The sequence below is a fragment of the Pseudolabrys sp. FHR47 genome (genome assembly GCF_005153485.1).
In the GTDB taxonomy this organism is placed as follows: domain Bacteria; phylum Pseudomonadota; class Alphaproteobacteria; order Rhizobiales; family Xanthobacteraceae; genus Pseudolabrys.
The window spans coordinates 4,111,910-4,128,657 of sequence record NZ_CP039740.1 but is presented as its reverse complement, the minus strand read 5'-3'; the positions used below and the strand labels follow the sequence as shown (position 1 = coordinate 4,128,657).

18 protein-coding genes are annotated in these 16,748 nt (G+C 63.8%); 11 read left to right on the top strand and 7 right to left on the bottom strand.

The window, feature by feature from the left end:
• Positions 1 to 3 precede the first annotated feature (3 nt).
• The 5 genes from arsJ (at position 4) to E8Q40_RS20085 (ending at position 5,281) form a co-directional block, all read left to right on the top strand.
• Positions 4 to 1,233 (top strand): organoarsenical effux MFS transporter ArsJ, encoded by a 1,230-nt coding sequence (gene arsJ, locus E8Q40_RS20105; protein WP_137046850.1) that lies wholly within the window; start codon positions 4 to 6, stop codon positions 1,231 to 1,233.
• A gap of 8 nt (positions 1,234 to 1,241) precedes the next feature.
• The gene (gene arsB, locus E8Q40_RS20100) at positions 1,242 to 2,294 is read left to right on the top strand and encodes an ACR3 family arsenite efflux transporter (RefSeq protein ID WP_137046201.1); all 1,053 of its coding nucleotides are present in this window, start codon (positions 1,242 to 1,244) and stop codon (positions 2,292 to 2,294) included.
• Between the two features lie 111 nt (positions 2,295 to 2,405).
• Complete coding sequence (locus tag E8Q40_RS20095; protein WP_137046200.1) at positions 2,406 to 3,776, top strand: glutamate--cysteine ligase; 1,371 nt, start codon at positions 2,406 to 2,408, stop codon at positions 3,774 to 3,776.
• A gap of 12 nt (positions 3,777 to 3,788) precedes the next feature.
• Positions 3,789 to 4,259 (top strand): Cys-tRNA(Pro) deacylase, encoded by a 471-nt coding sequence (ybaK, locus tag E8Q40_RS20090; protein WP_137046199.1) that lies wholly within the window; start codon positions 3,789 to 3,791, stop codon positions 4,257 to 4,259.
• A 68-nt stretch (positions 4,260 to 4,327) separates the two neighbouring features.
• Positions 4,328 to 5,281 (top strand): DMT family transporter, encoded by a 954-nt coding sequence (locus E8Q40_RS20085; RefSeq protein WP_246662937.1) that lies wholly within the window; start codon positions 4,328 to 4,330, stop codon positions 5,279 to 5,281.
• Between the two features lie 17 nt (positions 5,282 to 5,298).
• Here E8Q40_RS20085 and E8Q40_RS20080 read toward each other — a convergent pair whose 3' ends face one another.
• Positions 5,299 to 6,180, bottom strand: coding sequence for a LysR substrate-binding domain-containing protein (locus E8Q40_RS20080; RefSeq protein WP_137046198.1), 882 nt, complete (start codon positions 6,178 to 6,180; stop codon positions 5,299 to 5,301).
• 190 nt (positions 6,181 to 6,370) lie between these two features.
• On the opposite strand from E8Q40_RS20080, the gene E8Q40_RS20075 reads away from it, so the two are divergent.
• Positions 6,371 to 6,736, top strand: a complete 366-nt coding sequence (locus tag E8Q40_RS20075) for a DUF1127 domain-containing protein (RefSeq protein WP_246662936.1) — start codon at positions 6,371 to 6,373, stop codon at positions 6,734 to 6,736.
• Between the two features lie 154 nt (positions 6,737 to 6,890).
• Here E8Q40_RS20075 and E8Q40_RS20070 read toward each other — a convergent pair whose 3' ends face one another.
• A complete protein-coding gene (locus E8Q40_RS20070; RefSeq protein WP_137046197.1) occupies positions 6,891 to 8,549 on the bottom strand; it encodes a glycosyltransferase family 39 protein in 1,659 nt (552 codons plus the stop codon).
• Between the two features lie 250 nt (positions 8,550 to 8,799).
• On the opposite strand from E8Q40_RS20070, the gene E8Q40_RS20065 reads away from it, so the two are divergent.
• Positions 8,800 to 9,369, top strand: a complete 570-nt coding sequence (locus E8Q40_RS20065) for a PAN domain-containing protein (RefSeq protein WP_137046196.1) — start codon at positions 8,800 to 8,802, stop codon at positions 9,367 to 9,369.
• A 72-nt stretch (positions 9,370 to 9,441) separates the two neighbouring features.
• Here the strand turns inward: E8Q40_RS20065 and lepB are convergent, their stop codons facing one another.
• Together lepB and tldD are read right to left on the bottom strand one after the other, a co-directional pair.
• Complete coding sequence (gene lepB, locus E8Q40_RS20060) at positions 9,442 to 10,221, bottom strand: signal peptidase I (protein ID WP_137046195.1); 780 nt, start codon at positions 10,219 to 10,221, stop codon at positions 9,442 to 9,444.
• Between the two features lie 13 nt (positions 10,222 to 10,234).
• Positions 10,235 to 11,656 (bottom strand): metalloprotease TldD, encoded by a 1,422-nt coding sequence (tldD, locus tag E8Q40_RS20055; RefSeq protein WP_137046194.1) that lies wholly within the window; start codon positions 11,654 to 11,656, stop codon positions 10,235 to 10,237.
• A 168-nt stretch (positions 11,657 to 11,824) separates the two neighbouring features.
• Between tldD and E8Q40_RS20050 the strand changes: the two genes are divergently transcribed.
• The 3 genes from E8Q40_RS20050 to E8Q40_RS20040 are packed head-to-tail and all read left to right on the top strand — an operon-like array spanning position 11,825 to position 13,449.
• The gene (locus E8Q40_RS20050; protein WP_137046193.1) at positions 11,825 to 12,118 is read left to right on the top strand and encodes a helix-turn-helix transcriptional regulator; all 294 of its coding nucleotides are present in this window, start codon (positions 11,825 to 11,827) and stop codon (positions 12,116 to 12,118) included.
• Positions 12,115 to 13,200, top strand: a complete 1,086-nt coding sequence (locus E8Q40_RS20045) for a permease (protein WP_137046192.1) — start codon at positions 12,115 to 12,117, stop codon at positions 13,198 to 13,200. The genes E8Q40_RS20050 and E8Q40_RS20045 overlap by 4 nt, the downstream gene beginning before the upstream one ends.
• A gap of 12 nt (positions 13,201 to 13,212) precedes the next feature.
• Entirely contained in the window at positions 13,213 to 13,449 is a 237-nt protein-coding gene (locus tag E8Q40_RS20040) for a thioredoxin family protein (protein ID WP_137046191.1), read from the top strand.
• 6 nt (positions 13,450 to 13,455) lie between these two features.
• Here E8Q40_RS20040 and E8Q40_RS20035 read toward each other — a convergent pair whose 3' ends face one another.
• Entirely contained in the window at positions 13,456 to 14,133 is a 678-nt protein-coding gene (locus E8Q40_RS20035; RefSeq protein ID WP_137046190.1) for a spermidine synthase, read from the bottom strand.
• Positions 14,134 to 14,449: 316 nt separating this feature from the next.
• Between E8Q40_RS20035 and E8Q40_RS20030 the strand changes: the two genes are divergently transcribed.
• The gene (locus tag E8Q40_RS20030) at positions 14,450 to 15,538 is read left to right on the top strand and encodes a TRAP transporter substrate-binding protein (RefSeq protein WP_137046189.1); all 1,089 of its coding nucleotides are present in this window, start codon (positions 14,450 to 14,452) and stop codon (positions 15,536 to 15,538) included.
• A gap of 73 nt (positions 15,539 to 15,611) precedes the next feature.
• Here the strand turns inward: E8Q40_RS20030 and E8Q40_RS20025 are convergent, their stop codons facing one another.
• Positions 15,612 to 15,971, bottom strand: a complete 360-nt coding sequence (locus E8Q40_RS20025) for a carboxymuconolactone decarboxylase family protein (protein WP_137046188.1) — start codon at positions 15,969 to 15,971, stop codon at positions 15,612 to 15,614.
• A gap of 60 nt (positions 15,972 to 16,031) precedes the next feature.
• Positions 16,032 to 16,739, bottom strand: coding sequence for a 2-keto-4-pentenoate hydratase (locus E8Q40_RS20020; protein WP_137046187.1), 708 nt, complete (start codon positions 16,737 to 16,739; stop codon positions 16,032 to 16,034).
• Positions 16,740 to 16,748: the final 9 nt, after the last annotated feature.

The following is a 16,748-nucleotide window of genomic DNA, read 5'->3' as shown; positions in this document are numbered from 1 at the left end:
TCGATGGTCAGGAACTACCTCATCGTCACGGCGTCCTACTGGGGCTTCACGCTCGTCGATGGCGCCTTGCGCATGCTGGTGTTGCTGCACTTTTTCCGGCTCGGCTATACGCCTTTTGCGCTCGCCTTCCTGTTCCTGCTGTATGAAGCCGCCGGCATCGCCGCCAATCTGGGCGGCGGCTGGCTGGCCTCGCGCTTCGGCATCCCGCGCATGCTCGCAGTCGGCCAGTCGCTGCAGATCGCCGGCCTCATCATGCTGTCGCTGCTCGATCCCGGCTGGAGCGCCGCGGCGTCGGTGGCCTGGGTCGTCGCCGCGCAGGGCATCGCCGGCGTCGCCAAGGACGTGACCAAGACGGCGTCGAAATCGGCGATCAAGGCAACCTCTGCTGAAGGCAGCGGGCAGCTGTTCAAGTGGGTCGCGTGGTTCACCGGTTCGAAGAACGCGATGAAGGGCGTCGGCTTCTTCGTCGGCGGCCTGCTGCTCGAATTGGTGGGTTTCCGGCCCGCGCTCTGGCTGATGGCCGCGCTGCTCGCGGTCATTCTCGTCGTCGGCTTGCTGTCGCTGCCGCGTGCGCTCGGCAAGGCCAAGTCGTCGAAAAGCATAAAGGAGCTTTTCGGCAAGTCGCGCGGCGTTAATCTGTTGGCGGCGGCGCGCATTTTCATGTTCGGTGCGCGCGATGTCTGGTTCGTCGTCGGCCTTCCGGTTTTTCTCTATGCCAGTGGCTGGCGCTTTCTGGAGGTCGGCGGCTTTCTCGCCGCCTGGACCATCGCTTACGGAGGCATTCAGGCCATCGCGCCGGCTTTGGTTACGCGCAGTGCTGACGGGTTGAGCCGTGAAATTCCTGCCGCACGACTTTGGGCGGCGCTCCTTGCCGCGGTGCCGATCGCTTTGGTCTTCGTTATGCAGGCGCCCGGTCTGTGGCGGCCCGATATCATTCTTGTCTGCGGCCTGGCGCTGTTCGGGCTGCCCTTTGCGGTCAACTCGTCGCTGCACTCCTACCTGATCCTGGCCTATGCCGGGTCGGAGAAGGCGGCCGAAGACGTAGGCTTTTACTATGCCGCCAATGCGACCGGGCGGCTGATGGGAATCCTGCTTTCCGGTCTTCTCTATCAAGTGGGCGGCATCACGGCCTGCCTGATCGGTTCGGCCGTCATGCTGGTCATCTGCTGGCTGATCACTTTTCTGTTGCCCCCAAGCGCGGCGACGACCGCACCGCAACAGCGTATGGCCTGAAAGGTTCAATGACCCTCTTCGAACGTTATCTGACCCTCTGGGTCGCGCTCTGCATCGTCGCCGGCATTGCGCTCGGTCATCTGATGCCGCCCGTATTTCAGGCCATCGGTGCGGCCGAGATCGCGCGCGTCAATCTGCCGGTCGCGGTCCTGATCTGGCTGATGATCGTGCCGATGCTGGTCAAGATCGACTTTGCCGCGCTCGGCAAGGTGAAGGAGCACTGGCGCGGCATCGGCGTGACCTTGTTCATCAATTGGGCGGTCAAGCCGTTTTCGATGGCGGCGCTCGGTTGGCTATTCATCGGCTATCTGTTCCGGCCTTACCTTCCGGCGGATCAGATCAACTCCTATATCGCCGGCCTCATTCTGCTCGCCGCCGCGCCCTGCACGGCGATGGTGTTCGTGTGGAGCAACCTCACCAAAGGCGAGCCGCATTTCACACTGTCCCAGGTGGCGCTGAACGACACCATCATGGTGTTCGCCTTCGCGCCCATCGTTGGCCTGCTGCTCGGCCTGTCGGCGATCACGGTGCCTTGGGACACGTTGGTTCTGTCGGTGGTGCTCTATATCGTCGTGCCGGTATTCGCGGCCCAGTTATTGCGCCGGCGCATATTGGCGGCAGGCGGCAGGGCCTCGCTCGAATGGCTACTGGGCAAGTTGCAGCCTCTGTCACTGATCGCGCTGCTGGCGACCTTGGTGCTGCTGTTCGGATTCCAGGGCGACCAGATTCTGGCGCAGCCGCTGATCATTGCCCTGCTGGCGGTGCCGATCCTGATCCAGGTCTATTTCAATGCGGGCCTGGCTTATCTGCTCAACAGGCTGGCCGGCGAGCAGCATTGCGTTGCCGGTCCGTCGGCCTTGATCGGCGCCAGCAATTTCTTCGAGCTTGCGGTGGCGGCGGCGATCAGCCTGTTCGGCTTCAATTCCGGCGCGGCGCTGGCGACGGTGGTTGGGGTCCTGATCGAAGTCCCGGTCATGCTGACCGTGGTCGCGATCGTCAACCGCAGTCGTGGCTGGTACGAGCGGGGTTCGGGGGATAAGCGCAAAGCCGCGAAGGCTTGAATTCCGCTCGCCGGTGAAGGCCGCCTGCGCATGGCGCCCTTCCGTCTCCCGCATTGCCCTTTGCCGCGCCGCATGGTTAGTTCGCGGCCCAATTTGCCGGACCTATCCTCGATGGCGCGCGACCAGATCGATATGACCCCGCTCGAGACGCGCGACGAACTCGTCGCCTGGCTCGAGGCAGGCTGCAAGCCGAAGACGCAGTGGCGCGTCGGCACCGAGCACGAGAAATTCGTCTTCACGCTTCACGATCACAAACCGGTGCCCTATGCCGGCCATCAGTCGATCCGCGCGCTGCTCGACGGCATGAACGGCCTGCTCGGCTGGGAGCCGATCATGGAGGGCGACAACATCATCGGCATGTTCGACGTCACCGGGGGCGGCGCCATATCGCTGGAGCCGGGCGGTCAGTTCGAACTGTCCGGCGCCCCGGTTGAGACCGTGCATCAAACCTGCTCGGAGCTGATGTCGCATCTGGCGCAAGTGCGCGAGGTGGCTAAGCCTCTCGGCATCGGCTTCCTCGGTCTGGGCATGACGCCGACCTGGTCGCGCGCCGACATGCCGGTGATGCCCAAGGGCCGATATAAGATTATGACGAACTACATGCCGAAGGTCGGCACGCGCGGCCTCGACATGATGTATCGCACCTGCACGGTGCAATCGAACCTCGACTTCTCCTCGGAAGCCGACATGGTCAAGAAGCTGCGCGTGTCGCTGGCGCTGCAGCCGGTCGCCACCGCCTTGTTCGCCAATTCGCCATTCACTGAAGGTCGGCCCAACGGCTACCTGTCGGCGCGCTCGGAAATCTGGCGTGACACCGACAACAACCGCGCCGGCATGCTGCCCTTCGCGTTTGAAGATGGCATGGGCTTCGAACGCTATGTCGATTATGCGCTCGACGTGCCGATGTATTTCATCAAGCGCGGCGACAGCTATATCGACGCCTCCGGCAAGTCTTTCCGGGATTTCTTCGCCGGCAAGCTCGACATCCTGCCGGGTGAGCGGCCGACCATTTCCGACTGGGCCAACCATCTCTCGACCATCTTCCCCGAGGTACGTCTCAAGCGCTATCTGGAAATGCGCGGTGCTGATGGCGGGCCGTGGCGGCGTCTGCCGTCGCTGTCGGCTTACTGGGTCGGCATCTTCTATGATGACGACGCGCTTGATGCCTGCTGGCAGATGGTCAAGGACTGGACCGCGCAAGAGCGCCAGAAGCTGCGCGACGATGTACCCAGGCTCGGCTTCAGGGCCGAAATTCGCGGCCGCAATGTGCTGACTTTGGCTCAGGAGACCTTGCGCATCGCGGCGCGCGGGCTGGCCCGCCGGAAAAGGCTCGACCGCAACGGCCGCGACGAGACGCGCTATCTGCGCCCGCTCGAGGAATCGGTCGCGCGCGGCATCACGCCGGCCGAGGAGCTGCTCGAGAAATTCCACGGCGAGTGGGGCGGCAACGTCGATCGCATTTATGATGAGTATATGTATTGAGAGGCGGGATGAATGGCCAAATCCACGCCCGCGACGCTCGCGCTTGAGAAGGCCAAGGTCGCCTTCAAGCTGCACGAATACGACTACGATCCGAATGCCGAACGCATCGGCATGCAGGCGGCCGAAGCGCTCGGCATCGACCCCGCGCGGCTGCTCAAAACTCTCATGGCCAAAGCCGGCAATGACGTCGTCTGCGTGCTCGCGCCATCCGACCGCGAAGTGAATCTCAAGCGGCTCGCTTCAGCGGCTGGCGCGAAGAGCGCGGCCATGATGGGCGCGGCGGATGCCGAGCGGATCACCGGCTATCACGTCGGCGGCATCTCGCCCTTCGGACAGAAGAAGCGGGCCCGTGCCTTTATCGACCAGTCGGCACTGCAGTTCCCGACCATCCTGTGCAATGGCGGCCGCCGCGGCCTGCAGGTGGAACTGGCGCCGGCGGACCTGGTTCGCGTCCTCAACGCGACGGCGGCGGATATCTGCTGATCAGCGCGGCTTTCGCTGCCTGAATCGGGTTGTGCGGCGACGCCACTGCGGGCACAAGCGCCGCTGCCATGACATCGAACCCGTCCGACATGCAATCAACCACCAAACCCGCCGTCAGCCGCGATCCCAATACGCGCGCGCTGACGCCGCTCGATTACGGCCTTTATGCCACCTCGGTGCTGGTCTGGGGCGTGTCCTGGATCGCCATGCACTATCAGGTCGGCACGGTCGCGCCCGAGGTGTCGGTGGTCTGGCGTTTTACGATTGCCGCGCCGCTGATGTTCGTGGCGGCCATGGCGCGCGGCGAGTCCTTGCGATTTCCGCTCGCCGATCACCGCTATCTGATCGGATTGGGCATCGGGATATTCTCGACCAATTTCATTCTCTTCTACCACGCCGCCCAGTATGTGGCCTCGGGCCTTCTGTCGATCGTCTTTTCGCTCGCATCGGTTGGCAATGTCGTTCTCGGCGCGCTGGTCTTCGGCGCACGCATCGAGCGCCGCACCGTCATCGGTGGCATGCTCGGCGTCGCCGGTGTCGCCGCGATGTTTTATCCGGAACTCGGCGGCCTTAGTTTTGACGGCACGGCGATGCTGGGGCTCTTGCTGGCGCTCGGCGGCACGACGTCATTCTGCCTCGCCAACATGATCTCGGTCGCGGCGCAGCGGCGACGCCTGCCGATTTTCGCTTCGACGGCCTGGGGTATGACCTATGGCGCCGCTTTCGTAACGCTCGTCGCGCTGGCCCGCGGCCAGTCCTTCACGATCGACTGGAGCGTCACTTATCTCGGAGGCCTCGCTTATCTGTCGATCCTGGGATCGTTCGTCGCCTTCGGTGTCTATTTCACCTTGCTGGGGCGCATCGGCGCCGCGCGCACCGGTTACACCACGGTCATGTATCCCGTGGTCGCGCTCGTCGTCTCGACCTTCTTCGAGGACTACCGCTGGAGCTTGCTGGCGGCCTGCGGTCTCGCCGCCGTGCTACTCGGCAATGTGCTGATCCTGCGCGCGCCGAAACAATAGCGCGACGGCTCGCGAAGTTACTCGGCCGCGATCGCCGCTTCCGAGAGGTTGTCGAGCGAGGAGATGATGTGCTCGGCCAGCGCGTTCGCCAGAGTCGAGCTTTCATGAGCATTGCGTACCAGGCCGATCTGGCAGCTCGGCAGATCGGGATAGCCGTCGGCGGGCGTGAGGACGCGCATGCCGGGACGTAGGCCCGATTCCGCGAGCACCGAAACGGCAAGGCCCGACAGGACGGCGGCGGCGACCGCGCCGGCATTCGAGCTTGAATAGAGCAGACGATAGGGACGGCCCATCGTGTCGAGCCGCTCAATGGCGGTGCGCCGCCAGGCGCAGGTCGGGCGGCCGAGCGCCAGCGGCACGGTCTCCTCGGTATGCGCGGCGTGGCGGTTGGACGTCACCCACAGCAGCCGCTCGCGGCGGAAGGTCTCGGCGGCACGCTGCGACTCGCAATTGGTGACAATGGCGAGATCGATCTCGTTGGCGTCGATACGCTCCCACAGATCGGAGGACGGCTCGCAGATCACCGACAGTTCGACGCCGGGATAGGCGCGCGAGAACCGCGCCATGATTTCGGGCAGATAGCGGTCGGCGTAATCGTCCGGCACGCCGAGCCGCACGCGGCCTGACAGCTCTTCGTCGCCGAACGCCGCGATCGTCTCCAGATTCAGTTTGATGATGCGCCGTGCGTAGTCGAGCAGGCGTTGGCCATCCTCGGTCAGCTTGGAGGCGCGTCCGTCGCGCACGAACACCGGGCGATCGAGCCGCTCTTCCAGCCGCTTCATCTGCATGGACACCGCGGACTGCGTCTTGTTCACGACCTCGGCCGCTTTGGTGAAGCTTCCCGTTTCGGCGATCGCAATAAAAGTGCGGAGCTGGTCGGCGTCGAGCAGGGCGGTCATGGGCAACTCCTGACAAATCCGGGCTTTTGGCCGGTCGGCCGCGATATCATCATTCCTGATTGGTCAGATTAAAAACATTCGTTTCACTAATCAATACCGCAGGCGCATATTGAGCGTGCCGGCAAGGAATCGGGTGGCCCGCCGGCCCGATCTTGGCGATTGACGCCTTGATCGTGCGCATGAAATGGAGATGACCATGACGACCGCATACCCCGTTTTGCCGCTTGCCGCCGGTACCCTGGCCCGCGCTCTGGGTAACGCCTTCAATCTCGTGGTCGTCTCGGTCAAAGCCGTCGCTCGCGCCATCCGCCACCGCCGCGACGCCCAGATGCTCGCCAGCCTCGACGGCCGCATGCTCGCCGACATCGGCATCACCCGCGCGGATGTGCACGACGCCTTCTCCGAGCCGCTATGGGCGGATCCGACGGCGTTGCTTTCGGAACGGGCCATCGAGCGCCGGATCAATCGCGCCCGGTTGCGCGTCGTCACCTGGGAAGGCGACAGCAAGGCCTTCCGTCGTCCGCCGACGAACCGGCCGGCGCGCCAGGCAATCTAAGAAACACGGAGCGCGCCAATCCGCGCGCTCCCGATAAACGGCCGATCCCTCTCATCGGCCGTCGATCCGAGACCAACGCGAAATTCCCCTCTCGCGCCGGATCAATAAGCGCCCGCTGGCCCCTCCGGCGGGCGCTTTTATTTTAGGAAAGCGCTCAGGGCCAACCTGCAATCGCTGTGGTCAGCAAATCCCGGCGATCCTTGACGACGCCGATCTTCACGCCGAGCCGGGTGATCCGGACGATCTCGTTGCCGCTGAGCGCGCGGTCGCAATTCATGTGCGTCGGCGCGATGAAGAATTCGGCCTGGCTCCAGTCCGACACCCATTGCAGGCGCGAATTGGCTTCTTTCTCGAAAGGCAGGCGGTCGCCGCACACCGCGACCGTATAGCGTTGCGGGTGGTCGCCGGTGGCGTCGATCTTCGCGATATAGGCTTCAAGATCGGTCACCGCTTCCGGCATGATTGTCACCCAATAGTCACCCACATAGCGCCCGGAGGCGCCCGGCAGTCCGCCGACCAGCGGGTTGTAGAAAAGATACTGATAGGGATGCAGCGCGATGAGCAGCCCGGTGTTCCAGGTCAACCAGCCAACGATCGCAAGCCCCGCTGCGCGCGACAGCCAAGGCCGCAACGCGCCCAGTTGTGTCAGCGCCGTGTCGAATCCAATGCCGGCCAGTGCGGTAAACACCGGCACCACGAACAGGAAGTGCCGCAGCCCGCAGAATGCCGGTCCTCGATCGATGACCTGGCACAGCACCGGGAAGACGCCGATCGCCACCAACAGCAGCGTTTCATTGCGGCGGCGCAAGGCTTCCGTCGATTTGCCGTCGCGTGGCCACATTATGAAGCCCAGCGCAACGATGGCGCCGGTGAGAATGATCAGCGGCACCTTGTAGAGAAGATAGGCCGGTACGTACCAGCGCGGCACGTTGGCCATCTCATAGACCTGGCCATCGAGCAAGGTACGGATTTGATAGTGAAACGCGCCAAAGTCGATGAGGCCGCGGATCGGATTGAGCGGCGATAGCGCCGACCATGGCCATGCCAGGAGCATGATGGCGTAGCCGATGAGAAAAGCCGGCAGCAGCGCCGTAATCGAACGGGCCGAGAATTCGAATGCGTTGCGCCAGTTGCCGCGCCAGCGCGGCCCGCTGATGAGGATGGCGAGTGCGGCATAGCCAATCAGCAGCAGGCCGAGCACGCGGATGCCGAGCGCACAGCCGAGGAAGACACCGAACCAGATGACATCGCTCCAGCGTGGCCGCGGCAGATCGCGGCTCATGCGCAGCAGGAAGAAGGTTGCCGCCATCATCGCTGCGGCGAACGGAATGTCCTTGGTGTGATTGAAGATCGAGCCATACCACGGTCCGCACACCGCAAGCGCGAAGGCGGCGATCGCCGCCGCGCGCGGCCCGGCGACGAGACGTGCGGTGGCCCAGGCGGCAACGATGCCGCCAAGGCCGGTGAGAGCGCACAGAATATGGCGGATGGTGTAGGGCTCGATCGCAGGGAGCAGGCGTTGCGTCAGCACCGCGGTAACGTCGAACAGGCCGCCGTACAGGTAGAGATTGACGAAATGAAACAGCGTGCGGTCTTTGAAACCGCTGGTGTAGTAGGCGACGATCATCTCGCCGTAGCGCTGCTGGACGGCCTCGTCGTTGGTGATGGCGTAGGAATCGAAGGTTGCAAAGACAAGTGCGATCAGCGCCGCGAAAAGCGCTATCGACGCTAGGTCGTAGCGATCACGCGCGGCCAGCCGGTCGCACTGATACGCCAGCGCGCTCGAGAGGCGTTTATACAGACCCGGCATCATGGTGATTTGGCTACGCCGCGGAACCTGAACGGCGGATGACCATACGGCAATGCGCACGGTTCATCGGCTGACCGGACCGAAGCGGCAAGTGCGCCCCCGGCAAATTTCCTCCCCCCATTTGTCTTGACGGGATTTTGTCTTGTTCCGTGGCATCTGTCATGCTGCACCTGCACAAGAAATCGTGCAGGTGTCGGCAACGTGTGGCGGCGCCCGCCGATATTCACGCGCGGGGCGGGAGTGGCAGGTTGGCATGCGACTGAGCTTCGAACCCACCGGGAAAGCGGGCTTGGCGGCTCTTTTTCTGGCGCTGTTAGTCATTGCCCTGGCGATGGGCGGATCGGCGTCCGCCCAGTCCGGCTTCGACCGGCGCGGCGGCGATTATTTTAAATTCGAGGTCAAGAGCGGTGATCCGCAAGTCTGCGCGGCGCGTTGCGAACGCGACGGCCGTTGTCTGGCGTGGAGCTTTTCCTATCCGCGCACGGCCGACGCGGCGGCGACCTGCTGGCTCAAGAACAAGGTGCCGCCGCGCAACGACGATGCCTGCTGCGTCTCCGGGGTGAAGGGCGCCGGCGTCATCGAACCGCGTCTCGGCACGACCGAGTTTTCCATCGACCGCCTCGGCGGCGACTATCGGAATTTCGAATTGCCGCCGGATGCCACCGGCGCGGCTTGTGGCGAGGCCTGCTCGGCGGACAATCGCTGCCGGGCCTGGACCTATGTGCGGCCGGGCTATATCGGCGCATCGGCGCGCTGTTTCCTGAAGGAGCGCATCACCCGGCCGCGGCCGAAGCCGTGTTGTATTTCGGGGGTGGTGCGGTGAAGAGGCCTCTCAGCCCACTCCTCGTCCTGGCCGGGTCAAGCCCGGTGATGACACCGAGGACGGGGATAGATATCACTCGACGCCGCTAAAAAACCGCGACAGCCTCAGCCCCTTCGGCCAGGTCCAGACCGGCTGGTTCTTCATGCCGAGGTCCCATGAGCCGACGATGGCATCGACGCGGCCGATGAGATTGGCGGTCGGCAACATACCGACACCACCGGCGCGCAGGGGCACGCGCGAGTCGGCGGAGTTGTCGCGGTTGTCGCCCATGACGAAGACATGGCCGGACGGCACGACGGTCTCCGGCATATTGTCGAACCGATTGAACGAGGTCAGTTTGAACACGGTGTGTCTGCGGCCGTCGGGCAGCGTCTCGATATAGCGAGCGGCCGGCGCCTGCGAGCCGTCTTCGTTCTCGGCCTGGCCGGTGCCGTCAGGCACCAGTGTCGCCGCTTGTCCATTGATGAAAACGATGCCGCGCTCGAGCCGCACATGGTCGCCGGGCAAAGCGATGACGCGCTTGACCCAGACCTGCGAGCGGTCGCCCGGCCAGCGGAAGACAACGACGTCGCCGCGTTTGGGCAGTGCGCCGAACAGCCGTTCACTCTCAGGCAGCACGACGAAAGAAGGCAGTGAGGCAGTCGAGTAGCCATAGGCGAATTTGGTCGCAAGGAGTTCGTCGCCGATCATCAAGGTGGGTTCCATCGAGCCCGACGGCACGTAGAACGGTTCGGCAAGCGCGGTCTTGGCGACCGTCACGGCGAGCACGATCGAGACGATGTCGATGACGCCCTTGAAGAAGCGCCGCGTGCGCGACGGCGTTTCGGTCGCGATCGGAGTCTCGCTCGCCATCGTTAGCCTCGCGTTACGCCGTGCCGCCGACCGTGATCTTGTCCATGCGCAGCGAGGGCTGGCCGACGCCGACCGGCACGCCCTGGCCGTTCTTGCCGCAGGTGCCGATGCCCGGATCGAGCGCGAAGTCATTGCCGATCATCGTAATGCGGTGCAGGTCGGTCGGGCCATTGCCGATCAGCATGGCGCCCTTGACCGGCGCGGTGATCTTGCCATTTTCGATTCGATACGCCTCGGTGCACTGGAACACGTATTTGCCCGAGGTGATGTCGACCTGGCCGCCGCCGAAATTCACGGCATAGAGCCCGTTCTTCACCGAGGCGATGATCTCGGCCGGCTCATGTGAGCCCGCGAGCATCGCGGTGTTGGTCATGCGCGGCATCGGCATATGCGCGTGCGACTCACGCCGGCCGTTGCCGGTCGGCTTCATGCCCATCAGCCGCGCGTTCTGGCGGTCCTGCATGTAACCGACCAGAATGCCGTCCTCGATCAGCACGGTGCGGTTGGTCGGCGTGCCTTCGTCGTCGATGGTGAGGGAGCCGCGGCGCTGTTGCACCGTGCCGTCGTCGATGACGGTGACGCCCTTGGCGGCAACCTGCTGGCCCATCAGGCCCGCGAAAGCGGAGGTTTTCTTGCGATTGAAGTCGCCCTCGAGGCCGTGACCGACCGCTTCATGCAGCATCACGCCCGGCCAGCCGGAGGCAAGCACGACATCCATCTCGCCGGCGGGCGCCGCGACCGCGGTGAGGTTGACCATGGCTTGACGCACGGCTTCGTCGACGGCGGTCTGCCACATCGACGGTTCGATGAAACGTTCATAGCCCTCGCGGCCGCCGACGCCATAACTGCCGGTTTCCTGACGGTCGCCGTCGCCGGCCACCACCGAGACGTTGAGACGCACCAGCGGGCGGATATCGCGATAGGTCTCGCCATCGGCGCGCAGGATTTCGACGACCTGCCAGGTGGCGGCGATCGACGCGGTGACCTGACGCACGCGCGGGTCCTTGGCGCGAGCATAGGCGTCGATGGTCTCGAGCAGCTTCACCTTCTGGTCGAAGGCCGGCGTACCGAGCGGGTTCACATCGTCGTAGAGCTTGCGGTTGGTGCGGCCCGGCGGCTCGGCATATTTGCCCGAGTAACCGCCCTTCACGGCGCGCACGGCATCGGCGGCGCGGCTGAGCGCACCTTCGGAGAGATCGGACGCATGGGCGTAGCCGACGGCTTCGTCCTTCACCGCGCGCAGGCCGAAGCCTTGCGTGGTGTCGTAGGTCGCCTGCTTGAGGCGACCGTTGTCGAAGGCCAGCGCTTCGGTCTGCTTGTATTCGAGGAACAGTTCGCCGTCATCGGCGCCTTCCAGGCCTCGGTCGATGAGTTCGCGCACCTTGGCCTTGTCGAGCCCGGCGCGGTCGATCAGGGAGGAAGCGGCTGGGTCCATGGTGTTATTGCTCCGGTGAGGCGGCGGTCCCTCGTCAGATAGGGCCTCTGTGGCGATTTGGCGAGGGAAGGGCTGGGAGGAGCGGAAAACTCGGCCGCCAGGACCTTGCGAATTGACTTCGGAGTCATGATATGCGCTTATGCGCATAAGCAAATATGGACTAGGGCCATGAACGCGACCACGATTCTGTCAGCGCTGGCCGAGCCGGTCCGGCTCGAAGCCCTCAGGCTGATTTGGGACGGTAACGAGCACTGCGTCTGCGAACTCATGAAGGCGCTCGGCGCCAGCCAGTCGCGCATGTCGCGCCACATGGCGACGATCAAGGCGGCGGGTCTCGTCACCGATCGCCGCGATGCGCAGTGGGTGCGCTATCGCCGCGCGTCCGATCTGCCGCGGGACGTCATCGCTCTCGTCGACGCGGCGCTGGCCTTGCCGGTCGAGCAGGAAAGGCAAGTGGCATGAGCACCACCACCGTCTCCTGCTGCAAGGGAAGCCCGCCGCCGGTTGCGCCTCGCGCCAGCGAACCCTCGACCGCGAAATGGCTGGCGGCGACCGTGGCCGCGCTCATCCTTTGGGGCCTGGTTTATAGCCAACTGGTCCCGTTCTCGGACTGGGTCGTCGCGCAACTGCCGATCGATCGCGCCAGCCATCTTGGCGATGCCATCAGCTTCTTTGTTTACGACACGCCGAAGGTGTTGATGCTGCTGACGCTGGTGGTGTTCGCCATGGGTCTGGTCCGCAGCTTCTTTTCGCCGGAAAAGACACGGGCGATGCTGGCCGGCAAACATGAAGGCGTCGGCAATGTGCTGTCGGCCGGACTCGGCATCCTTACGCCGTTCTGTTCGTGCTCGGCGGTGCCGTTGTTCATCGGCTTTGTCAGCGCCGGCATTCCGCTCGGCGTCACCTTCTCGTTTCTGATCGCCGCGCCGATGGTCAACGAGGTCGCGCTTGGCCTGTTGTTCGCGCTGGTCGGTTGGAAAGTCGCGCTCACCTATCTCGCCTTCGGCCTCGGCGTCGCCATCATCGCCGGCTGGGTGATCGGCCGCTTTCATCTTGAAGGTTGGCTCGAGGAATGGGTGCGCAATCTGCGCGCCAGCGCCGCCGACCTGCCTCCCGAACAGATCACGGTGGTCGATCGCATCAAGGCCGGTCTCGAAGCCGTCAACGATATCGTCGGCAAGGTCTGGATCTGGATCATCGCCGGTATTGCCGTCGGCGCCTTCATTCATGGCTATGTGCCGTCGAGCCTGCTCGCCGAGATCATGGGGCGTGATGCCTGGTGGTCGGTGCCGGCTGCTGTGGTGATCGGCATTCCGATGTATTCGAACGCCGCCGGCATCATTCCAGTCGTGCAGGCGCTGCTCGCCAAGGGCGCGGCGCTCGGCACCGTGCTCGCCTTCATGATGTCGGTGATCGCGCTGTCGCTGCCGGAGATGATCATTTTGCGCAAGGTGCTGTCGGTCAAATTGATCGCCGTGTTCATCGGCGTCGTTGGCACCGGCATTCTGATGGTCGGCTTCCTGTTCAACGCGCTATTTCAGTAACGGAGGCTTCGCATGAAAGAAGTCAAGGTTCTCGGCCCCGGCTGCAAGCGCTGCGTCGCCACCGCCGAGATGGTGCAATCGCAAGCCGATCAACTCGGCGTGCCGGTGACGATCGAAAAGGTCACCGACTATGCGGCGATTGCCGGCTACGGCATCGCCTCGACGCCGGGCATCGTCATCGACGGCAAGGTCGTGCATGCCGGCGGCTTGCCCAAACAGGAAGACGTGGCGCGCTGGCTGGCGGCCTGAGTAACGTTACGCCGTTCGCGTTGCCGTCCAGATGAAGTGCTTGGCGCCACCATGCGGGCCGTTGGCGCGCAAGGGGAATTCCTTGACCGCGAAGCCGGCCTTTTTCAGCCGCGCCGTGAATTTCGCGTCGGGCGTGGACGACCACACCGCCAGCACGCCGCCCTTGCGCAAGGCCTGATGCGCGGCGGCGAGGCCGGCCGTGTCGTAGAGCGCGTCATTGGCGCTGCGGGTCAGCCCGTCGGGGCCGTTATCGACATCGAGCAGGATGGCGTCATAGGCCGACTTTTTGCCGCGGATCAGTTCGCCGACATCGATCTCGTGAACGGCGACGCGCGGATCGTCGAGGCTGCCGTTGATAAGGTGCGCCAGCGGCCCGCGCGCCCATTTGACAACCGCCGGTACCAATTCGGCGACGAGGATCTCGGCCTTGTCGCCGAGCACCTTCAATGTCGCCTGCAGCGTATAACCCATACCGAGGCCGCCAATCAGCACGCGCGGTTTCTCGCGCGTCTTGATGCCGTCGCAGCCGAAGGTCGCGAGCGCCTTCTCCGTGACGCTCAGGTAGCTGCTCATCAGCTCCTGCTTGTCGAGCATGATGACGAATTCCTTGCCGCGCTGTTTAAGGCGCAGTTCTTTCCGGCCGCCGGGAACGGGTGCGGTATCGAGTACTTTCCAGGGGAGCATTTGTCTTTCGCCAGTCAATGAGCCGGCGCGCTTATGGCGCGAGCCTGGGCGTTTGGCCAGCCGTCTCGGCAATTGCCTGCCGCACTGCAAACAATTCTTCGGCTTTCGCTTTTCCGGGAAAGTCCTAAGATCGCCGGTGCCGCGCCGGCTCGTGAGGGGACTGTGGAAGTCGGAATGCCCAATACGAGACCCAATACAAGAATATGAAATGCGGAATGGGAATGCGCACTCGGAAGTAGCAGTCGGATAACAACAACGGCCAATCACGGCTGAAATCCCTCGGGTCGGCGGACCGGTTCAACAGAGGGGAAATGCCATGAAACGTCGTCAATTCCTGAAAGCCGCCGGTGTCGGACTTGCCGGCTCTGCCGTTGCCGCGCCTGCGATTGCTCAATCGTCACCGACCGTCAAATGGCGGCTTACGGCCAGCTGGCCGAAGTCGCTCGATACGCTCTACGGTGGCTGTGAGTACTTCACCAAGCGTGTTGCGGAAATCACCGACCAGAAATTCCAGATTCAGCCATTCGCCGCCGGCGAAATCGTGCCGGGCCTGCAAGTGCTCGACGCCGTACAAAACGGCACGGTCGAGATGGGCAACACGGCGATGTATTACTATTTCGGCAAGAATCCGGCCTTCACTTTCGGCACGGCGCTGCCCTTCGGTCTCAATCCGCGCATGATGATCTCGTGGGTGCGTCACGGCGGCGGCGAAGAATTGCTCAACGACCTGTTGAAGGAATTCAACTGCATCGGTTTCACGGCTGCCAATACCGGCGCACAAATGGGCGGTTGGTTCCGCAAGGAGATCAACACGACAGACGATCTCAAAGGGTTGAAATTCCGGGTCGGTGGTTTCGCCGGCATGATTTTGTCCAAGCTCGGCACCGTGCCGCAGCAGATCGCAGCCGGCGACATCTATCCCGCGCTGGAGAAGGGCACGATCGATGCCGCCGAATGGGTTGGACCCTATGACGACGAGAAGCTCGGCTTCGTGAAGGTCGCGAAGTACTACTACTATCCGGGCTGGTGGGAAGGCTGCGGCCAGGCCCACAACATCATGAACCTGGCGAAGTGGAACGAACTGCCGAAGTCGTATCAGGCAGCAATCCAAACCGCGTCCTTCGATGCATGGAACTGGACTTTGTCGAAGTACGATGCCGTCAATCCGCCGGCGCTGTTGCGGCTCATCGCGGCGGGCGCGCAGCTCCGCGCATTCCCGCAGCCGGTTCTCGAGGACTGCTACAAGGCAGCCAACGGGATCTACGACGAACTGTCGAAGACCAATCCGCACTTCAAGAAGATGTATGAGAGCCTGGTGCCGTTCCGGTCGGCCTCCTACGCCTGGCTGCAGGTCGCGGAACTCGGCTTCGACAGCTTCCAGATCAGGATGCGCGCGCGCAGCTGATGCGTGAATGAGACGCGGCCCGGCAGCGCATTCCGCTGCCGGGCCGTTTTTCTAACCATCGCCGGCGATGTCGTCAGGCGGCGGTGCTGCCGGCTTCCGGCTTGAACTGCTCGTAAGCCTCGAGCGCGTGGGTGGCGTACATCACCGACGGCCCGGCGCCCATGTAGATCGCCATGCCGAGCGTTTCGACGACTTCCTCGCGGGTGGCGCCGTGGTCGAGCGCCGCCTTGACGTGGAAGCCGATGCAGTCGTCGCAGCGGATCGCCACCGAGATGCCGAGCGCGATCAGTTCCTTGGCCTTGGCGTCGAGCGCCTGCGGCGCCAGAGCGGCCTGCGCGAGACCCGAGAACGCCTTCATCACGTTCGGCGTATCGCCGCGCAAGGCGCGCATCAGCGCCTTGATCTCGTCGGTGTGGGAAGACCACTGTTTCATCGACCAATCCTCCGGTTACGACGACGATAGTCGCCTCCGCCGGAGTGGCTTTGACGGAAATCAATCGTGGCGGAACGCGATGCTCACCGCGCCGATCGGATCGAGCGTGTGGCCGAAGTCCATATCGTCGTTCTCGAGCATCTGCGGCGGCGTGATCGAGCCAGTGATGATGACGTCGCCCGGCAGGAGCGTTTCGCCAAAGGCCGCGAGCGTCGCCGCGACATGCGCGACGATGTCGACCACCTTGCCGGTCAGTACTTCGGGATCGGTCGTCGTATTGATGAGCGCGCCGCGTCGCGTCACCTTCGAGGTGAGGCCCTCGATCGAGCCGCCGGCCCGCGCCGTGTCGCCGACGACGACGTGACGCTGGAACACGTCGCCTTCGAGAATGACGTCGAGATTATCCGGCGTCGGCAGGACATCCATGTCCGCGATCTCGATGGCCGGCATGATCTCCTTGATCGCAGCGCGCACTTCGTCGGCGGAGGCGCCGGGTTTCGGCGTCGCTGCCATGCGAACGGCGATCTCTGCTTCGGCCACCGGCCGCACATAACCCTTGATTGACAGCGTGCCGCCGGGGGCGATGAGCGCGTTCCGCATCAGATAGCCGACGATCGGCGCTTGCAGCCCGAGCTTTTCCATCATCGCCGGCGCGCCGAGCCCGACCTTCCAGCCGAGCGGCTTTTCGCCGGCGGCGATCCGCGCACGACGTTTGGCAAGCTGCGGCGGCATGCCCTTTCGGATGAGCGGGTGATCCCAGGCACTCATGGTCGAATC

What these genes read in the sequence shown, in the direction of transcription:
- E8Q40_RS20080 (WP_137046198.1), bottom strand. Translation starts at nt 6,180, where the DNA reads ATGACCGCCCTGCTCGACGCCGACCAGCTCCGCACTTTTATTGCGATC.
- E8Q40_RS20075 (WP_246662936.1), top strand. Translation starts at nt 6,371, where the DNA reads ATGACCATGACGACCGCATACCCCGTTTTGCCGCTTGCCGCCGGTACC.
- arsJ (WP_137046850.1), top strand. Translation starts at nt 4, where the DNA reads ATGGTCAGGAACTACCTCATCGTCACGGCGTCCTACTGGGGCTTCACG.
- E8Q40_RS20095 (WP_137046200.1), top strand. Translation starts at nt 2,406, where the DNA reads ATGGCGCGCGACCAGATCGATATGACCCCGCTCGAGACGCGCGACGAA.
- E8Q40_RS20050 (WP_137046193.1), top strand. Translation starts at nt 11,825, where the DNA reads ATGAACGCGACCACGATTCTGTCAGCGCTGGCCGAGCCGGTCCGGCTC.
- E8Q40_RS20045 (WP_137046192.1), top strand. Translation starts at nt 12,115, where the DNA reads ATGAGCACCACCACCGTCTCCTGCTGCAAGGGAAGCCCGCCGCCGGTT.
- lepB (WP_137046195.1), bottom strand. Translation starts at nt 10,221, where the DNA reads ATGGCGAGCGAGACTCCGATCGCGACCGAAACGCCGTCGCGCACGCGG.
- ybaK (WP_137046199.1), top strand. Translation starts at nt 3,789, where the DNA reads ATGGCCAAATCCACGCCCGCGACGCTCGCGCTTGAGAAGGCCAAGGTC.
- E8Q40_RS20085 (WP_246662937.1), top strand. Translation starts at nt 4,328, where the DNA reads ATGACATCGAACCCGTCCGACATGCAATCAACCACCAAACCCGCCGTC.
- arsB (WP_137046201.1), top strand. Translation starts at nt 1,242, where the DNA reads ATGACCCTCTTCGAACGTTATCTGACCCTCTGGGTCGCGCTCTGCATC.
- tldD (WP_137046194.1), bottom strand. Translation starts at nt 11,656, where the DNA reads ATGGACCCAGCCGCTTCCTCCCTGATCGACCGCGCCGGGCTCGACAAG.
- E8Q40_RS20025 (WP_137046188.1), bottom strand. Translation starts at nt 15,971, where the DNA reads ATGAAACAGTGGTCTTCCCACACCGACGAGATCAAGGCGCTGATGCGC.
- E8Q40_RS20030 (WP_137046189.1), top strand. Translation starts at nt 14,450, where the DNA reads ATGAAACGTCGTCAATTCCTGAAAGCCGCCGGTGTCGGACTTGCCGGC.
- E8Q40_RS20070 (WP_137046197.1), bottom strand. Translation starts at nt 8,549, where the DNA reads ATGATGCCGGGTCTGTATAAACGCCTCTCGAGCGCGCTGGCGTATCAG.
- E8Q40_RS20040 (WP_137046191.1), top strand. Translation starts at nt 13,213, where the DNA reads ATGAAAGAAGTCAAGGTTCTCGGCCCCGGCTGCAAGCGCTGCGTCGCC.
- E8Q40_RS20065 (WP_137046196.1), top strand. Translation starts at nt 8,800, where the DNA reads ATGCGACTGAGCTTCGAACCCACCGGGAAAGCGGGCTTGGCGGCTCTT.
- E8Q40_RS20020 (WP_137046187.1), bottom strand. Translation starts at nt 16,739, where the DNA reads ATGAGTGCCTGGGATCACCCGCTCATCCGAAAGGGCATGCCGCCGCAG.
- E8Q40_RS20035 (WP_137046190.1), bottom strand. Translation starts at nt 14,133, where the DNA reads ATGCTCCCCTGGAAAGTACTCGATACCGCACCCGTTCCCGGCGGCCGG.